We start from the raw sequence: 16,141 nt of genomic DNA, 5'->3' as shown, positions 1-16,141 counted from the left end.
AAACAATGTACATACCTCAAGGAGGCTTTCGATCATGAAATATGATGTAGTAATTGTAGGAGCGGGGCCTGCTGGTATTTTTACCGCGTACGAACTAACGAGAAAGAATCCTCATCTGGATGTTTTATTAATAGATAAAGGGCATGATATTTTTAAACGGCGCTGTCCGATTCTGGAGAAAAAAATTAAAAAATGTCCGCCACCAGCTGGAAAAAAAGAATTTAGCGGCTGTTTGCCGGCCTGTTCCATTACAAATGGGTTTGGTGGCGCCGGTGCATATTCTGACGGTAAATTTAATATTACGACTGAGTTCGGAGGCTGGATGACAGATTATTTGCCGCCTTCTCAAGTGCTTGAGCTTATCCGCTATGTGGACGAGATTAATCTAGAGCATGGCGCAACGCGCAACATTACGGATCCGACAACGCCGGCCGTGCGCGAAATTGAGCGCAAAGCAGCGGGTGTAGGATTGAAATTGCTTCGTGCCAATGTGCGTCATCTAGGAACTGAGCAGAATCTTGAAATTCTGGAAAGTATCTACCGCGAACTGGAAAAGAAAGTTCAGATGAAGTTTAAGACGGAAGTAGCCGATATTATTGTAGAAAAAACGGCCGTTGGAATGGAAATTCGCGGTGTAGAATGCCGTAATGGCGAAACATACTTGGCTGATAAAGTGGTTATTGTTCCGGGACGGGACGGTTCGGAATGGTTTGGCAATATGTTGAAACGCCAAGGGTTGCGTCTCTTAAATAACCAGGTCGACATTGGGGTACGCGTAGAAACAACGAATGTTGTCATGGAAGAAATCAACCATCATTTGTATGAAGGAAAATTTCTGTACAGATCTTCTACAGATCAGGTTATTCGCAGCTTTTGTTCTAACCCGAGTGGATATGTAGTAGTGGAAAATCACAGCGGCGTTATGGCAGCAAATGGTCACGCTTACAAAGATGAAAAGCTTGGATCGCCGAATACGAACTTTGCACTGCTTGTGTCCCATGTATTTACAGAGCCGTTTGACAAGCCGAATGAATATGCCAAGGAAATTTGCCGTCGTGCGAACGATTTGTCCAATGGCTCAGTTATTGTGCAGCGGTACGGAGATATTAAGCGTGGCCGTCGTACAACCGAGAAGCGCTTAAAGGAAGGATTTATCGAACCGACGCTTAAAGAAGCGGTACCGGGCGACTTGGGGTTAGTGCTGCCGTACAATACGATGAAGAGCCTGATTGAAATGGTAGAAGCGCTTGATCATGTTACGCCCGGGATTGCGAGCGACCATACGCTTTTCTACGGCGTGGAAGCGAAATTTTATTCCGCACGGCCGTATTTGAATGAAAACTTCGAGACAGAGATTAAAGGGTTGTACGCAGGCGGGGATGGCGCGGGTATTACGCGCGGCTTGGCTCAAGCCGGTGCCTGTGGCGTGCACATCGCGCGCGATATTTTAACCAAAAAAAAGACTATGTAATATTTCCTAACCCCCCGTGATTCTCTATATTTCGGGCGATGATGATGATTATGATATATAATGAAAGGGAGGACGGGATAAGGATTGAAAGGAAAACCGCTTGTACTTATTGTAGATGATGATGTGGATATTTGTTTTTTAATGGCGACGGCCATTCAGTCGGAACAAGTGGAAATTATAACAACGCATTCGGGGCAAGAGGCGCTGGAGCTATACGCTCAGCGTCACCCCGAACTCGTATTGCTGGATATTCAGTTGCCGGAAATGAACGGTATAGAAGTATTGAGCAAGATGAAGGAAATGGATGAAGATTGTCAGGTTATTATGGTTACCGCCTACGCTACGATTGAAACCGCCGTACAAGCTATGAAACTCGGCGCCTTGGATTATATATGCAAGCCCTTTAAGCTCCCACATTTGCGCGAAACGGTACAGAACGCAATTGATTTTATTATGAGCGTACCGGAGCATTTGCCGACGCTTGAAGAAGTTGAGCGCAGACATATTGAAAAAGTGCTTCACGAAGTGGAGGGCAACCGGCGTCTTGCGGCTGAGAAGCTGGATATTTCTCTTCGCACATTGTATTACAAGATTAAACAGTATAATATTCAGACCCATTAAAAATCCAGAATCGTATAACTCTGGATTTTTTTTCTGCAATTTTTGCACTACAGTCCGTTAAGGTGGGACGCTTACAATAGGAATATAGCCATGAAAAAGGGTGGGCTTTATGTTAAGAAAGTTGCTTTGTTTGCCGATTTTGGTGCTGTTCGTTGGCTGTTCATTGTTACCCCAAGCCGAAAACCCGGTCAATCCGTCCGTTGAAAAGCCGTTTAAAGTGGCGCTATTAGTGGAAGGAAAAATATATGACCAAGGATGGGATAACCAGGCTTATATGGGGTTAAAAGAAATCGAGCGCAAAATGCGCGCACAAATTCTTTGTGTTCAATATGTCAATACAGAAGAAAAACAGATAGCACAGGCGGAAAGTCTTGCTAAGCAGGGATATGAACTGATATTTGGAAACGGCCGGAGTTTCGAGGCCGTTTTTAATCGGCTTGCGCCTGCTTATCCGAATACCCGCTTTGTTTTTTTTAATGGTAAAGCGCTTGCGCTGAACGTCTTGGCTGTTAACTTTACTCCAGAATCGATGGGGTATTTCTCAGGGATGGTAGCGGGATTAATGACAAAAACAAAAAAAATTGGCTTGATTCCCGCTTACAGTTCCATGAAAGAAATCGAACCTTTTATCGCTGCGGTTAAACAACAAAACAGAGAAAATAGTGTTATGATGGAAGAAGTAGGAAGCTGGAGCGACGGTGCCAAAGCGATACAGATTGCTCGGCGCATGATAGATAAGGGCGCCGATATTCTCGTGCCAATGGGAGATGGGTTTAACATTGATGTCATAATGGAGGCGCATCGTGCCAAACGGTTTGCAATTGGATACATTTCTGATCAGTCGTTTGTATCCAAAGAAACCGTATTGACCAGCACGGTGCAGAATGTAACGTCCGTTTATCTGAAAATAGCGCGCCAGCATAAATCGGGACAATTACTTGGCAATTGTCTTACGCTTGATTTTGCGGACGGTTCGCAAGATTTGGCCGCATTCGGAGCGATGGTGCCGGAAGCAGTTCGAAAGAAAGTAAGGCAAAAGCTATATGAATATAAAACGGGCGTGTGGAATTTGCCTGTACAATACCATTCTTTGCGGTGCCGGTAGAAAGCGTGGGGTAGGCGATGGGACTGTTTCAAAAATGGAATAATCTTTCGATTCATCTGAAGTTTTTTAGCGTATTTCTGGTCATTGTGTTGTTCGCCGGATGCAGCATGCTCTTGTTAAATAACCAATTGTTACACGTTGTGCGTGACAACGATAAAATCATCAATCAATCTGTTCCTAATTTAACGACACAGCTTCAGGTTAAAAGCACGATTATGCAAAGAATTAATTATGTCATGCTATATATTACTACCGGGAATGAAGAATTCCACGAAAAGTTCGAAGAGGCAAGCGAACAGGCGCGGAAGATTGAAAATCAGTTGAAACAGATGGCGCTTCCTCATGAACGAGAGGCGATGGAACAGTTTATTATTCATAGCGAAAACTGGGAGAATATTTTGCGTGATAGGGTGATACCGGTTTATCAGCGGAATAATGCGAAAGATGCTATGGAAACATTGAATTCACAAGCTCATCCTATCGCTATTAAGCTTATGAATGAAGTAGAGAAGCTGTCACAGCAGAAAGTGCTGGAAATTAATCATGATAATCAAAAAATGCTGGATGATGCTTGGTTGTCAGTAAAGATTGGGTATGCAATTGCCAGCGTTACCCTGTTGCTGGCGCTATTATTCTCTTTCTATATGTCACGCAGCATGACCAACCCCATTCTAGCATTACTAAGCGGTGTGCGTAAAATGACGAACGGAAATTTCTCGGCTAGAGTACCGGCCGAGACTAAGGATGAGTGGGGAGAGTTGGGCAAAGCGTTTAACAGGATGAGCATCAGCATTGCCAATCTCGTGGAGGAATTGCGAGCGACGAACCTTAGACTACAGGAAGAATCGCGTCGTGCTCAGGAATCCACCCGTTTGAAATCGGAGTTTTTGGCAAATATGTCCCATGAGCTGCGGACACCTTTGACGGGCATTATTGGTTTTGCCGAATTGTTACATGAGGAGACGGAAGGAAAGTTGCTACCGTCGCAAAAAAGTTTTACGCAAAACATTATAAAAGCGGGCGAACACCTTTTGACGATGATTAATGATATTCTTGACTTATCAAAAATTGAAGCCGGAAAATACGAATTGGATTTGTCTTCGTTTGATATCGTTGAACTTGTTAAGAATACGTTAACGATGCTTCAGCCGAAAGTAAAAAAGAGAGGGATTTTGCTTCAGGTGGAAACGTCGTGCCCTTCTTTGAATATCGAGGCGGACGAACTAAGGATTCGCCAAGTACTGCTTAATCTTCTCAGCAATGCGATTAAGTTTAGCCCGGACCATAGCACGGTGCGGGTAAAAATAGAACGAACCTCCCAAACCGTAACGGTTCATGTGATTGATCAGGGGATTGGTATTGAGGAAGGTAAAATCGATAAAATTTTTGAACAGTTTTACCAAAACGATGGCCGCTTGGAACGCAAATATGAAGGCACGGGTCTAGGATTGACGCTTTCGCGGCAGCTTGTAGAGTTGCATGGCGGAACGATAGATGTGGAAAGCGAACCAGGGAAAGGAAGCGTTTTCTCCTTCCATCTTCCTTATCGGTCAGCACAAAAAGCTGATTGCGGGAAAAGGGAAGCGACAGCTGAAGCGGAACCACTGCTCATTTTGTATCCAGAAGATTTTTTGCCCTTTTTTCCTTGTTTTTACAAAAGAATCCAAGAATCCTCACTTTCTTTTTTGCCTTTTATGGTAGAATCAAAACAGAGAGCTGTTGAAGTTGTTCAACGCTATCCTGGAAAAAATGCGCTTGTTGTAGCTGTATCGTTTCATCCTGCATATGTCGAATTGCTTGAGGCGATACGTGAGCATACAGATAAAAAAATATTTACTTACATCAAGCATCCGCCCCGGTTGGTGGAACGTGGGCAGATTATGAGAGTGGCTGATGCGATTCTTTCTTCTCCAGAAGACATTCTTTCAGCTAGGTAATGATTCTTGAAAAGTAAAGGGGAAGTGCAAGATGGCACAACATATATTGCTTGTAGAGGATAATCCTTCTAATCGAGAATTGTTTGTGGAAATTTTGCAATTAAAGCCAGAATATACAGTGCATGTAGCTGAGAATGGCTTAAAGGCGTTGGAAATGCTAGAAGAATTCCATCCTGACTTAATTTTAATGGATATTCATATGCCGGGAATGGATGGACTAGCTGTAACGCGGGCGATTAAATCCATCCCCCAGCTTGCGTCTATCCCTATTGTCGCGCTTTCTGCCCTCGCGATGAAATCGGACATTAAATCCGCTTTGGAAGCGGGATGCGTAGGCTATATTACGAAGCCTGTCCGGATCCGCAGTTTTCTTGAGAAGATCGAGATGTATATGACCAAGGGAAAAAACGAAGAGTCGCCATCCGTTTCTTTGTCTTGTGAGGAGGAGTAGAAAAAAGCGGTGAAAAAGAAAATTTCGTTAGGTTTTGGCATGCTGTTTTTTTTGATCATTTTTCCTTTGGTAGGATGGCTGATTTATATGCTTATCGCCGCGCCGGAACGGATTTGTAGTACAGAGTTGAGAGTCAGCGTGCTGATTATTCTTTGGCTCATTGGCTTGCTTGGCGCTTTTATCGTTAAAATGTCGCGGCAAAATAAAATGCTGGAGGAAAATAACCGGCAATTAGCTGAGCTAGATCGTCTAAAAACGGAATTTTTAGCGAATGTATCCCACGAACTACGCACGCCACTTACGGTTATTATCGGATACTCAGAGCTTTTGGCCGAGCGTCTTTCCAAAGAAGAAGGGGACGCGACCAATTTAAAGTGTATTCAGACCGTTCACCGTAAATCAGAAGATTTGCTGCTCCTTATTAACGACTTAATCGATTTTTCACGCATTGAATCTGGAAAGTTGGAGATGAAAATATCTCGTGTTCAACTGGAAGAGATTGTGAATGAGACGGTTGAAGAATTTGCGACAAGCATAGTAAAAAAAGGGCACAAAGTAGAAGTGGTTCATAAAGACACTCCGCTTTGGCTTTATGCGGACAGAGGAAAAGTCAAACAAATTATTGCTAATTTGCTTCATAACGCCATTAAATACACGCCATCCGGTGGACATATTACCATCCGCACTTATACGTTAAAAGGATATTGCCGCCTAGAAGTAGAAGATAATGGTATAGGAATTTCCGAAGATCAGATTACCCAGATTTATCAGCCTTTCAAACAAGCAGACTCTTCCTACAACAAAAAATACGAAGGCTTTGGTTTAGGGCTTGCGATTACGAAAAGCTTGGTGCGCGGCCACCAAGGAAAAATTGAGGTGCGTAGCCAACTTGGTAAAGGTTCTTTGTTTATTGTTTCCCTACCCAGGGAAAAAACAATATAGGTTATGCATAGAGTAGTAGTGGGCGAAAAATTGGGAAGAAGAAAGGGTGATGAAGATGGCTAAATTATCGCAAGAGCAAATCGAATTGAATCTTTCCAAAATCTTTGGTTGGAACCTGGAAGGCGGCGCGTATATTGAACGAAACATTACGTTCGCGAATTTCCGTGAGGCGCTTGCGTTTGTCAATCGTGTAGGTGAGTTTGCTGAAGACGCAAATCATCATCCTGACATTGACATCCGCTATAACAAGGTCAAATTACGTCTCACCACGCACGACGAAAACGGGCTAACAGGCAAAGACTTTGCGCTTGCACAAAAAATCAATCAGCTCCTCGTATCACGACCGAAAGCGATTTAATTGTACGTAAAAGGTAATTAGAATCATTACAGAAGTAGTGTATTAAACACTACTTCTTTTTTTTGGTTAAAATTCCTTTAATTGTATTGTGTTTTTTCCTCCTTTTTATTTTATTTGGGGAACTATTCTTTTTGGTCCTTAAAGTTTTTGGTATAGTCAACAATTTACTATGTTAAGTAGCGAAAGTATATAGAGATGTACTGGCCACTTCCTGGCTCAACCATATACACAGTGCAACTAAATCTTGATTTAGAGACTTTGCTAGAAGAGATTATGGTTTAAAGATTAGGGAACCATTCATTCAGTTCACTTAACCGTATAGATAGATACCGATTCCTTTTTTATCTGATGTTATATATTCTAAGCGGGTGCGCATATATACAACTAATGAATGTACGAGCGGTTTAAAGGAGCTGAAGCAGGAGTGTGGGTACGCAACATTATCTGGTGTATCTTGCTGCTTGGTATTGTTATGCTTAGCATTTTGCTTTTTTTGTTTGTGATGACTCCCATAACGGATTATCAAGATACGGCTCCTGTGCAATCAATGGAATCGGATCATGGCGAAACGCAAGCGGCAAATGAGGGAAACAAGGCGGTGGAAGGAGAAGAGGGGGGAATCATTGAAACACCCGGACAGCAGGGTGAAGCACTCCATCAGTCCTCTCCTTCCAGTAAACAAAAAACGGAGGCGAATCCCAAACAAGGAAAGACGGTCGTATTGCCTATTCAGGAAGAAAAGCCTACACAAGAGCAGGGGCCGCCTGTGGAGAAAGCCGGCGGTGAACCGGCTGATGGCAGCATGTTGTATCAGATTGGACAGGGAATTGGTTATCTTGCGGTCATTGCTGCTTTGCTTCCATATACACTATTCGCTGTGTTAAGCCGCGGCGGCCGCACAGCATATCGCCGATCTGGCCGCGCGGGCGCTCATGGTTTGTCTTTTCTTTCACAGTTGGCGGTAGCGGTCGCTGCACTCCACGGTGCGATCATGCTAAGGCTGGTAGAGAATTGGAACCGGCATATGCTTGCAGGTGTGTGGCTATTTGTGCTTATCGTTCTTTTTTTTCTGTGTATAAGCATTTATAGCCTGGCTTCTTCGCTGAGAAAAAACAATCCGTTTTCCATACTTATGATTGGAATTTTACTATTGTTTATTATTCATACGATTGGCTAGTGCGGCCGATTGCGCAATTCCTTTTTGAGAATTTTTCCAGTCGCGTTTTTTGGTAACGAATCTACGATTTCTACAAAGCGCGGCATTTTGTAAGCCGCTAGGTGAGGTTTCAGGAAATCAAGCACCGTTCTGCGGTCCAGTGTTTCTCCTTCTTTCGGTACAACGAATGCTTTAACAACCTCGCCTTTTACCGAATCCGAAACGCCAATAACAGCAGCTTCCAGTACAGCGGGATGCTTGTACAATACTTCTTCAATTTCACGTGGATATACGTTCAGTCCGCGCGTAATAATGATATCTTTCTTGCGATCGACGATAAAAATATAACCCTCTTGGTCGATATAGCCGATGTCGCCGGTATGTAGCCAGCCGTCTACAATCGTTTCACTGGTCGCTTTCGGCATATGATAATACCCTTGCATGACATTTGGGCCGCGTACGATAATTTCTCCGCTTTCTCCAGCGCCAAGCTTATTTCCCTTTTCATCCACAATGCGTACTTCCACGCCCGGAAGTGGTTTGCCGATGGAGCCTGGTTTTTTCTCACCGTGCAACGGGTTTAAGCTTACTACTGGCGATGCCTCCGTGAGCCCATATCCTTCTACAAGCGGGATTTTATACTGGTGATTAAATAGGGTAAGCACTTCTACCGGCAGCGGCGAACCACCGGAGATGGCGAAGCGCAAGTCCGGAAATTCCACTTTACCTGATCGCATTGCCTGTGCCAACACAACGTACATTGCCGGTACGCCGCAGAATACGGTTACACGGTTTTGTAGTAAAGATTGTATAATTTCTTTAGGTTGGAACGCCTCATGGATGACAATGGTTGAACCCGCGTACAGCGGAAGTAGGACGGAAGTAGTGAATCCGAACGTGTGGAACATCGGAAGCACACACATAAAGACATCATTTGCGTTCAACTCCAGTAGGCGATTGCATGACGCGGTATTTGCCAGCAAGTTTTCATGGCTCAGCATTGCACCTTTCGGTTTTCCGGTTGTACCCGACGTGTATAGAAGGGTAGATATTGCTTTCGGGTTGACTTCCGTTGCTTCGTCTGGCGTAAGCGCGGCGATGGATGCAGATGTCTCGGCATTGATGACAAATACGCTATGCAGACCAAGCGCTGTTTTTAGTTGCTCGGGAGCTACTTTCAGCTTGGCTAAAATGTTTTCATGGACAAATATCGCTTTCGTATTGGCATTTCCGATAATATATGCAATTTCTTCCATTGTAAGCGTAAGATTAAGTGGTACAACAATCGCCCCAATGTGGGCAATCGCAAAATAGCTGTAGATAAACTCTGGAGTATTGTAGCAGCTAAGCGCTACCACGTCGCCCTTTTTTATGCCGTTTTGCCGCAAATAAGCAGCGTATTGCCGGATATTTTTGTCCAGCTTTTCATAGGTAATTTTTTTATCGTGGTAAATCAAGGCTGTATCGTTGGGCTTAGAATGAGTTAAATAAAAATTTCCGAGATGCAACCCTTTAATTTCATTGATTATCAAATGTTATTCCTCCTTTACCTTTATTCAGTATACATAGGGAACAATGAAGTGTAAAATAGCGTTTTTTCTAAAATTCCTTCTTTATTTATGATGGAAAAACCGGGTAAAATAGAATAAGTATGGAGTGATACGGAAGGGGATGTAGGATGGAAATTGCTTCATCGCAGTGGTTTATGGATGGAGTCATCTTGTCGATGGCTGAGAAAAAACCAAAAATCAAACAAAAGCTAGGAGAAGAAATGCTATCCGGACAATCCGGCACGTTTGCGGATATGCTGGCAGCTGCCGTAAAGGACGAAGCGGCTCTGCTTGCGATGAATCCGGATCGAGAAAGTATGGCACCGGATTTGATAGCGGCGATGATGGCAACGTCTTCACGGGCGACGACGAACATTGGACAATCCGTGGCCGGAGAAATTGCCGGACAGCGTGAAGAATTTACGCCTTTGCCAGCAGCGCTGACAGCACGGGCCGTGCCGATAAATCCATACGGGGGATCGGCAGGACGTGCGGAAATTGAAAGGGTGATTGTTGCGGCCGCTGAGCGGCATGGAGTGCCTGCGAAATTGCTTAGGGCTGTCATCCATCAAGAAAGTGGGTTCAATCCGAATGCGCGTTCCGGGGCAGGTGCGATGGGACTTATGCAGCTTATGCCCCGGACGGCTGCGGCGCTTGGCGTAAAAAATCCGTTTGATATTGAAGAAAACGTGAACGGCGGCGCTCGTTATTTAAAATCGCTGCTGGATCGCTACAACGGTAATATTGAATTGGCGCTTGCCGCTTATAATGCTGGTCCCGGTAATGTGAAGAAGTATGGTGGCATTCCGCCGTTTAAAGAAACGCAGAATTACGTACGCAAAATCACCGCCATGCTTGTATAGTTTGCGAAAAGCAGAAAGGCTCCTTACCGTTCTGTTTCAGAATCGGAAGGGGCCTTTTCTGCTTCAGCGATTTTTAGGCGTTCGGCAAGTTTTGGACTAAACGCCGGGATAAGATAATAACCGAGCGTGATGACTGCAGCTAATCCAACAAGAAACGCTGCAAAATTCATGTACGGTTTACCCCCTTTTCCATAGACGTTTGGTGTTACTGCGGTTTGTCCCATAGCCTGCCCTGGTTTCGTAAAAATATTCATTATAGGGAAGCAAGGTGGTTTGTCGTCTCGTCATCCGGTGAATTCACCATATGATGCGCCACTTGAATCAAACGCTGGTACATATATTCCCGGGCGGGACCTTCCATTCCGATTTCATCCATTGCCCCTTTCATCAATGCAAGCCAGCGTTCCGCACGCTTCGGGGTAATCTGGAACCGCATATGGCGTGCCCGCATCATCGGATGGCCATATACGTTGCTATAGAGCGGTTCTCCGCCTAAAAATTGTGTAAGAAACATGAATTGTTTCTGTGTAGTTAGCGTCAAGTCTTCAGGAAAGATCGGACGCAACAAAGGGTCTTTGGCTACCCGCAGGTAAAAAGCATTTACCAGTTTGCGAATCGTTTCTTCGCCCCCGATGGCTTCGTAAGGAGTTTGTGATATCATCGTTTATTAATCCCTCCAGATGCTCATGCTTTTTTCATTATACATTATTTTATCTGGAACGATAGAAAAAAGCGGTGCTAGATACGATAGCTAAAAAAAGCGCCCCTGTGGCAAGACAGGGGCAAAATAGAGGAGTGGTTATAGCAACAAGATTCCGATTGGCTACGGTTTACGGCTAGCATGACCTACACCCGCTATGACAGTGCCAATAGGAGATTACACATATATTATGCCACAGATTGCATGTGAATCTTGTCATAATTTGGTATTAAATTCCAAAGGAAATGATTCTATTTTTGTCGAATTTGTCAAAAAAGAGGAAAAATAAGAATTTCTATTTTCTTATGGTACATTTATTTCGTATTACAATGGCGAAAATCAGCGGGAAAGGGGAAAGAGACATGGAGAAACAAGCTTTTGCCAAAGCGCTCGTTTCGCTGTCCGATACGGTCGCGCGCCTGTTATTCGCTTTGATGGACAAAAGCAATGTATTAGAACTTTTGTCTGGCAAATTAAGCTTAACGATAGAAAGAGAAGCGGCCAGAGCCAGCGGATGGTCGCGCAACGAATTGCTCCTAAAGCTGTTAATTCGTTTAAATCAGGCCGTGCATAATGAAAAATTATCATACATAACGAAAGAGGATTTTGTGCAAAATACAAATTTTATTGTGCAGCAAGCGATTGAGGAACTTTCGAAATCGGACAAGGAGTTCCAAGGAGAGACATTGCTTGATTTGCTTGTGTACGAAGGCGAAAAGATCGAAACGATTCGGCGCGAAGGGGAAGGAATCCAGGAGACGCTGTGCCCGGACGCGCAGAGTATCGCCATATATGTCCAGCGCCTGCTTGAACCGACGGGCAAAACGTTGCCTGCGTTTTCTGCCCAGCGTTTGCGTGAGAAGTTGCTGCCGTTTGCGCTCTATGTCGTGTTTCTTTGGAACGAGCAATTGACTTCGGAAGAAACAGAGGCTAGGATTCAGAGCTTCTTGCGTTACTGGCAGGAAAAGAAAGGAATTTATGACCACCTTCAGAAAAAAATGAGCGAGCATACGTATGCGATTGAGTTGGAAGAACGTTTGCTGGAACAGAAGACAAGTAATATGAAAGTGCTGCAGCGTCAGCTGGATCAGATCGCTGAAGAAAGAGAAAATATTAAGGCGGCGCTAATGAATCGTATACCGCATGATATTCAAAAATTTGAAGGGATTTTCGGCGGGAAAGCAAAAGTTGTTTGGAACCGGATGGTAGAGCTTGCGGAACGGAGAGAAGAAGAAAAGGATGATGCCCAAGAGGAGGAAGGCTTGCTGCGCAGCCTATGGCACCGAATTGATACGAGCATTAGCGACGCGCAGATGGAACGGGAAACGAAACGGCTTGCGGCGAAACTGGTTGAAGAGATGGTCGCCATGAAGAAGGATATTATTCGGCTTCCGGTTTATTACATGGATCGTATTAAACAAATTCATGATTGCGACGGCAAGATTCAGGAAATTCGGCGCTGGCGTTATCAATTGGAGCAGGAAGTAGAAAAGCACAGAGAAAAAATCCAGCATCATAAAGTGCATCGTTCTACGCTGGAGCAACAAATGAAGCAGTGGGAGAAAGAGCTTTTTCTATAAAAACCGAAGCGGACATGCTTCGGTTTTTTTTGTGACATAAAACCGCAATGGACAAGAATAACATGTACAAGAAGGGAAAAGAGCGGAGGGGGATTGAGTTGAAAAAGAAAATCGGAAAATATTTGATTTTGTATATGTTCATTCTTACCGTTTTTTATCTTGGATTTATGAAATATCAACAGCATGTGGCAGCAAGTTATTTAACGGAATTCCAGGCGTTGCACGGCGAAGAAGTGATTGAACAGATAAGCACTATATATAAAGATATTCTGGAGTATCAGGCAAGGTATAAGTTAACCCCTCAGGTCAGCGCTCAATTGGCACAGAATTTGTTAGTGACAGGAAAGAAGTTGAAGGATGTAGACCAGAAGCTAAAGCAGAAATATCCGCATAGACATGTTGACTTCTCATACTTGTACCAAGATTTATTTCTTGTTGTTAAGCAATTGCAAGATAAAGCGAACGACACGAAACTGGGCATTATGGTTGTGCATGCTGTTGAAGGGTTGGGGAATGTGAAAGTGCAAATATACAGTTGTAAAAAGTAAAATCCCAGCGGTTTTTTCCGCTGGGTGATTGTTATAGAAATAGCGCCACAATTTTATAGAAAATGCCGGCAAGCAGCGCGGAAATTGGCAAAGTAATAATCCACGTGATAACGATCCGTCGAGCTACCCCCCACTTTACACCTTTGACCCTTTTGGCGGCACCTACGCCCATAATAGCCGAAGAAATTACATGGGTCGTGCTAACGGGTAAATGGAGCGCAGTGAATCCAAAGATAATAAGTGCCGAAGATAAATCTGCCGCAGCCCCATTGACCGGTTGCAATTTCATAATTTTTCCGCCGACTGTTTTGATAATTTTCCAGCCGCCAATTGATGTGCCCAGCCCCATAGCGAGTGCAGCGCTAAACCGCACCCACTCCGGGATATCGGTCGTACTCTGAAATCCCCCGGCAATTAACGCTAGCGTAATAATCCCCATCGCTTTCTGTGCATCATTTGTGCCGTGCGAGTATGATTGTAGGGCAGCGGTAAAGATTTGAAAGGTTCGGAATCCCCGGTTCGTTTTGCCAAGATTGAAATTTTTAAATATGATCGCAAACAGAGACATGATGATAAAACCGACTGCTAACGCGATAAATGGCGAAATGACAAGGGATTCAATAATTTTGATAAAACCGCTATAGTTCAGGGCATCAAAACCGGCAGCCGCAATGGCTGCGCCTGCAATAGAACCAATGAGGGCGTGCGAAGAGCTGCTCGGAATTCCATACCACCATGTAATCAGGTTCCAGGCAATCGCCGCCATCAAAGCTGCCAGTACAACGGCAGAACCGTTTTCCAGCGTAAAAGGGTCTACAATTCCTTTTGTTACCGTTTTGGCGACCCCGGTGAATGTAAGCGCGCCAACGAAGTTCATCGTAGCCGCAAGAATAATTGCCACGCGTGGGGAGAGCGCACGTGTCGATACCGAAGTCGCGATTGCATTGGCCGTGTCATGAAATCCGTTAATAAAGTCGAACGCCAACGCGAGACAAACGATCGCAATGATAAGTACCAGTGTTGTATCCATAAAAAAGAGCCTCTCCTTACGCGTTTCGCATGATGATCGTTTCGAGGGTATCGGCTACGTCTTCACAGCTGTCTGAAATGCTTTCAAAGATTTCATACAGCTCTTTATATTGCATAATTTTAATCGGGTCTTTTTCTTTGATAAACAGTTCTTTAATACAGACACGGAGCAATTCGTCGCACTGAGATTCCAAATCGTTGATTTTAATCGCGTGCGGACGGATATCCATCAGTTTCTTTTTGTTCAGTAATTTGGTGGATTTAGCTACTTCCTCCGTACTTTCGAGAATTTTTTTGGTAAATTCGATCATGTAGTCATCGGCTTGTGTGATGTTATACATCTCAAAACGTGAAGCACATTGTTCCATGCCATCCAGAATGTCGTCCATCGCGTTCGCTAATTCGAGGATATCTTCTCTTTCCAGCGGGGTAATAAACGTCTTGTTGAGTGCTACAATAATTTCATGAATGTACTTGTCGCCTTTTGTTTCATATTCTTTCATCTTAGTGGCGAATTCTTTTAAATCTTCTTCGTTTTTAATTTTAAAATCAACGAAGTATTTCGCGGAGTCTCTGACATTGTCTGCGATTGTGGAAAGCATCTCCAGGAAAACATCTCGTTTTGCCGAGAAAATCATGCAACAATACCTCCAAAAATTTTTTCATACAAAGTTCATTTTAGCAAATCACGTTGGACATTGAAATCTTAATTAAAAATTTACCGAAAGACAACGTGGATCTTATAAAATTTACATAAACTTTACAAAGTAAAATATGCTTCTGCTTAGATAATAGTTTTTTTTATCAAAAATAACATGGAGATTGTCTTGTTTTTTTGCAGGGATTGCTGCATGCTATATTGAAAAGCAGGCACAATAGGAGGAGAAGAGAAAAAATGGAAACCATCGGCTTTATCGGAGCCGGGAGGCTAGGCACCGCTTTCGGCATTTATTTGGCGCGGCGCGGCAGGAGGGTCGCCGGCTATTATAGCCGCACATACGCGCATGCGCAAAAAGCTTCCGCATTTGTTAGCGAGACATGCCAGGCATTCCAAACAGTGCGTGACCTATTGGAACGCAGCGATTGGATCGCCATTACAACGAATGACGGAGCTATTGAACGTGTAACGGAAGAGATCGTCGATAGCGGAATACATATTGCAGGAAAGTTGATTTTTCATATGAGTGGAGCCGGTACTTCTGAATTATTGGCGCCGCTTACGGCCAAAGGCGCGCTAGTTGCTTCATTGCATCCTCTGCAAACGTTTGCTGATGGAGAATCGGGTGCACGAGCGATGGAGGAGGCAATGTTTAGCATAGAGGGTGAGGCGGCCGCAGTGGAAATGCTGAGCGCCTGGCTGGATGAATTGGGTCGCCGGTATTTTGTGATTGATGCCCGACAGAAGCCGCTGTATCATGCAGCTGCCAGCATCGCTTCCAATGGTCTGGTCGGTGTTATTGATTATGCATTGGAATTAATGAAGCTGGTCGGAATTGAGGAGGAACAGGCATTGCCAGCTCTTGTTCCTCTTATCAAAACGACGGTGCAAAATGTGGCTGAAAAAGGGACAGTTAGGGCACTGACAGGGCCGGTGGCGCGCGGAGATGTGGCAACGGTCGCGACGCATATCACGGCGATTCAAGGGTGCGCTTCTCATTTTGTGCCCGGTTATCGAGCGCTCGGACAGATGACGCTTTCCACAGCTAGGCGCGCGCAATTAAAAGATCAAGAAAAAATCACCGAATTGACGCGTTTATTTGAATAATTTATTTTTAGAGTTGCGCGGTAGATAGTTATAGAGAGAATGCTTAGTTAAGGTAGAAAAGGTGA

General features: G+C 44.2%; 17 protein-coding genes. 12 read left to right on the top strand and 5 right to left on the bottom strand.

Annotated features, from left to right (window positions below; genetic code table 11):
* The first annotated feature begins 34 nt into the window (after positions 1-34).
* The 8 genes from BLR88_RS04040 (at position 35) to BLR88_RS04005 (ending at position 8,062) form a co-directional block, all read left to right on the top strand.
* On the top strand, positions 35-1,471 hold the full coding sequence (locus tag BLR88_RS04040) for an NAD(P)/FAD-dependent oxidoreductase (protein WP_057899456.1): 1,437 nt from the start codon (positions 35-37) through the stop codon (positions 1,469-1,471).
* Between the two features lie 84 nt (positions 1,472-1,555).
* Positions 1,556-2,092: a response regulator gene (locus tag BLR88_RS04035; protein WP_057899455.1), complete on the top strand. Its 537-nt coding sequence runs from the start codon at positions 1,556-1,558 to the stop codon at positions 2,090-2,092.
* Between the two features lie 109 nt (positions 2,093-2,201).
* Entirely contained in the window at positions 2,202-3,197 is a 996-nt protein-coding gene (locus BLR88_RS04030; RefSeq protein WP_057899454.1) for a BMP family ABC transporter substrate-binding protein, read from the top strand.
* A 17-nt stretch (positions 3,198-3,214) separates the two neighbouring features.
* Positions 3,215-5,134, top strand: a complete 1,920-nt coding sequence (locus tag BLR88_RS04025; RefSeq protein ID WP_091259987.1) for a HAMP domain-containing sensor histidine kinase — start codon at positions 3,215-3,217, stop codon at positions 5,132-5,134.
* Between the two features lie 31 nt (positions 5,135-5,165).
* A complete protein-coding gene (locus BLR88_RS04020) occupies positions 5,166-5,585 on the top strand; it encodes a response regulator (RefSeq protein ID WP_057899452.1) in 420 nt (139 codons plus the stop codon).
* Between the two features lie 9 nt (positions 5,586-5,594).
* Complete coding sequence (locus tag BLR88_RS04015; RefSeq protein WP_057899451.1) at positions 5,595-6,527, top strand: sensor histidine kinase; 933 nt, start codon at positions 5,595-5,597, stop codon at positions 6,525-6,527.
* 55 nt (positions 6,528-6,582) lie between these two features.
* Positions 6,583-6,885 (top strand): 4a-hydroxytetrahydrobiopterin dehydratase, encoded by a 303-nt coding sequence (locus BLR88_RS04010; RefSeq protein WP_057900382.1) that lies wholly within the window; start codon positions 6,583-6,585, stop codon positions 6,883-6,885.
* 391 nt (positions 6,886-7,276) lie between these two features.
* A complete protein-coding gene (locus BLR88_RS04005) occupies positions 7,277-8,062 on the top strand; it encodes a hypothetical protein (protein ID WP_139184904.1) in 786 nt (261 codons plus the stop codon).
* Here BLR88_RS04005 and BLR88_RS04000 read toward each other — a convergent pair.
* Complete coding sequence (locus BLR88_RS04000) at positions 8,059-9,573, bottom strand: long-chain-fatty-acid--CoA ligase (protein WP_204244837.1); 1,515 nt, start codon at positions 9,571-9,573, stop codon at positions 8,059-8,061. The two genes, BLR88_RS04005 and BLR88_RS04000, sit on opposite strands and share 4 nt — an antisense overlap.
* A 146-nt stretch (positions 9,574-9,719) precedes the next feature.
* On the opposite strand from BLR88_RS04000, the gene BLR88_RS20320 reads away from it, so the two are divergent.
* Positions 9,720-10,454 carry a lytic transglycosylase domain-containing protein gene (locus tag BLR88_RS20320; RefSeq protein ID WP_057899449.1) on the top strand — a complete coding sequence of 245 codons (735 nt, stop codon included), beginning with the start codon at positions 9,720-9,722 and terminating at the stop codon, positions 10,452-10,454.
* A gap of 23 nt (positions 10,455-10,477) precedes the next feature.
* Here the strand turns inward: BLR88_RS20320 and BLR88_RS19370 are convergent, their stop codons facing one another.
* Both BLR88_RS19370 and BLR88_RS03990 read right to left on the bottom strand, forming a co-directional pair.
* The gene (locus BLR88_RS19370) at positions 10,478-10,624 is read right to left on the bottom strand and encodes a hypothetical protein (RefSeq protein WP_156424077.1); all 147 of its coding nucleotides are present in this window, start codon (positions 10,622-10,624) and stop codon (positions 10,478-10,480) included.
* Between the two features lie 83 nt (positions 10,625-10,707).
* The gene (locus tag BLR88_RS03990; RefSeq protein ID WP_091259986.1) at positions 10,708-11,115 is read right to left on the bottom strand and encodes a globin domain-containing protein; all 408 of its coding nucleotides are present in this window, start codon (positions 11,113-11,115) and stop codon (positions 10,708-10,710) included.
* Positions 11,116-11,516: 401 nt separating this feature from the next.
* Here BLR88_RS03990 and BLR88_RS03985 point away from each other — a divergent pair, with 401 nt between their 5' ends.
* Both BLR88_RS03985 and BLR88_RS03980 read left to right on the top strand, forming a co-directional pair.
* The gene (locus BLR88_RS03985) at positions 11,517-12,734 is read left to right on the top strand and encodes a hypothetical protein (RefSeq protein ID WP_139184903.1); all 1,218 of its coding nucleotides are present in this window, start codon (positions 11,517-11,519) and stop codon (positions 12,732-12,734) included.
* Between the two features lie 47 nt (positions 12,735-12,781).
* A complete protein-coding gene (locus BLR88_RS03980; RefSeq protein WP_162265038.1) occupies positions 12,782-13,282 on the top strand; it encodes a hypothetical protein in 501 nt (166 codons plus the stop codon).
* Positions 13,283-13,313: 31 nt separating this feature from the next.
* On the opposite strand, the gene BLR88_RS03975 is transcribed toward BLR88_RS03980, so the two are convergent.
* A complete protein-coding gene (locus BLR88_RS03975) occupies positions 13,314-14,312 on the bottom strand; it encodes an inorganic phosphate transporter (RefSeq protein WP_057899444.1) in 999 nt (332 codons plus the stop codon).
* Between the two features lie 16 nt (positions 14,313-14,328).
* Positions 14,329-14,949, bottom strand: coding sequence for a DUF47 domain-containing protein (locus BLR88_RS03970; protein WP_057899443.1), 621 nt, complete (start codon positions 14,947-14,949; stop codon positions 14,329-14,331).
* Between the two features lie 257 nt (positions 14,950-15,206).
* Here BLR88_RS03970 and BLR88_RS03965 point away from each other — a divergent pair, with 257 nt between their 5' ends.
* Positions 15,207-16,076 (top strand): Rossmann-like and DUF2520 domain-containing protein, encoded by an 870-nt coding sequence (locus tag BLR88_RS03965; protein WP_057899442.1) that lies wholly within the window; start codon positions 15,207-15,209, stop codon positions 16,074-16,076.
* Positions 16,077-16,141 lie beyond the last annotated feature (65 nt).

The sequence above is a fragment of the Aneurinibacillus thermoaerophilus genome, from assembly GCF_900099925.1.
In the GTDB taxonomy this organism is placed as follows: Bacteria; Bacillota; Bacilli; order Aneurinibacillales; family Aneurinibacillaceae; genus Aneurinibacillus; species Aneurinibacillus thermoaerophilus.
This window is presented reverse-complemented; position numbering and strand designations above follow the sequence as displayed.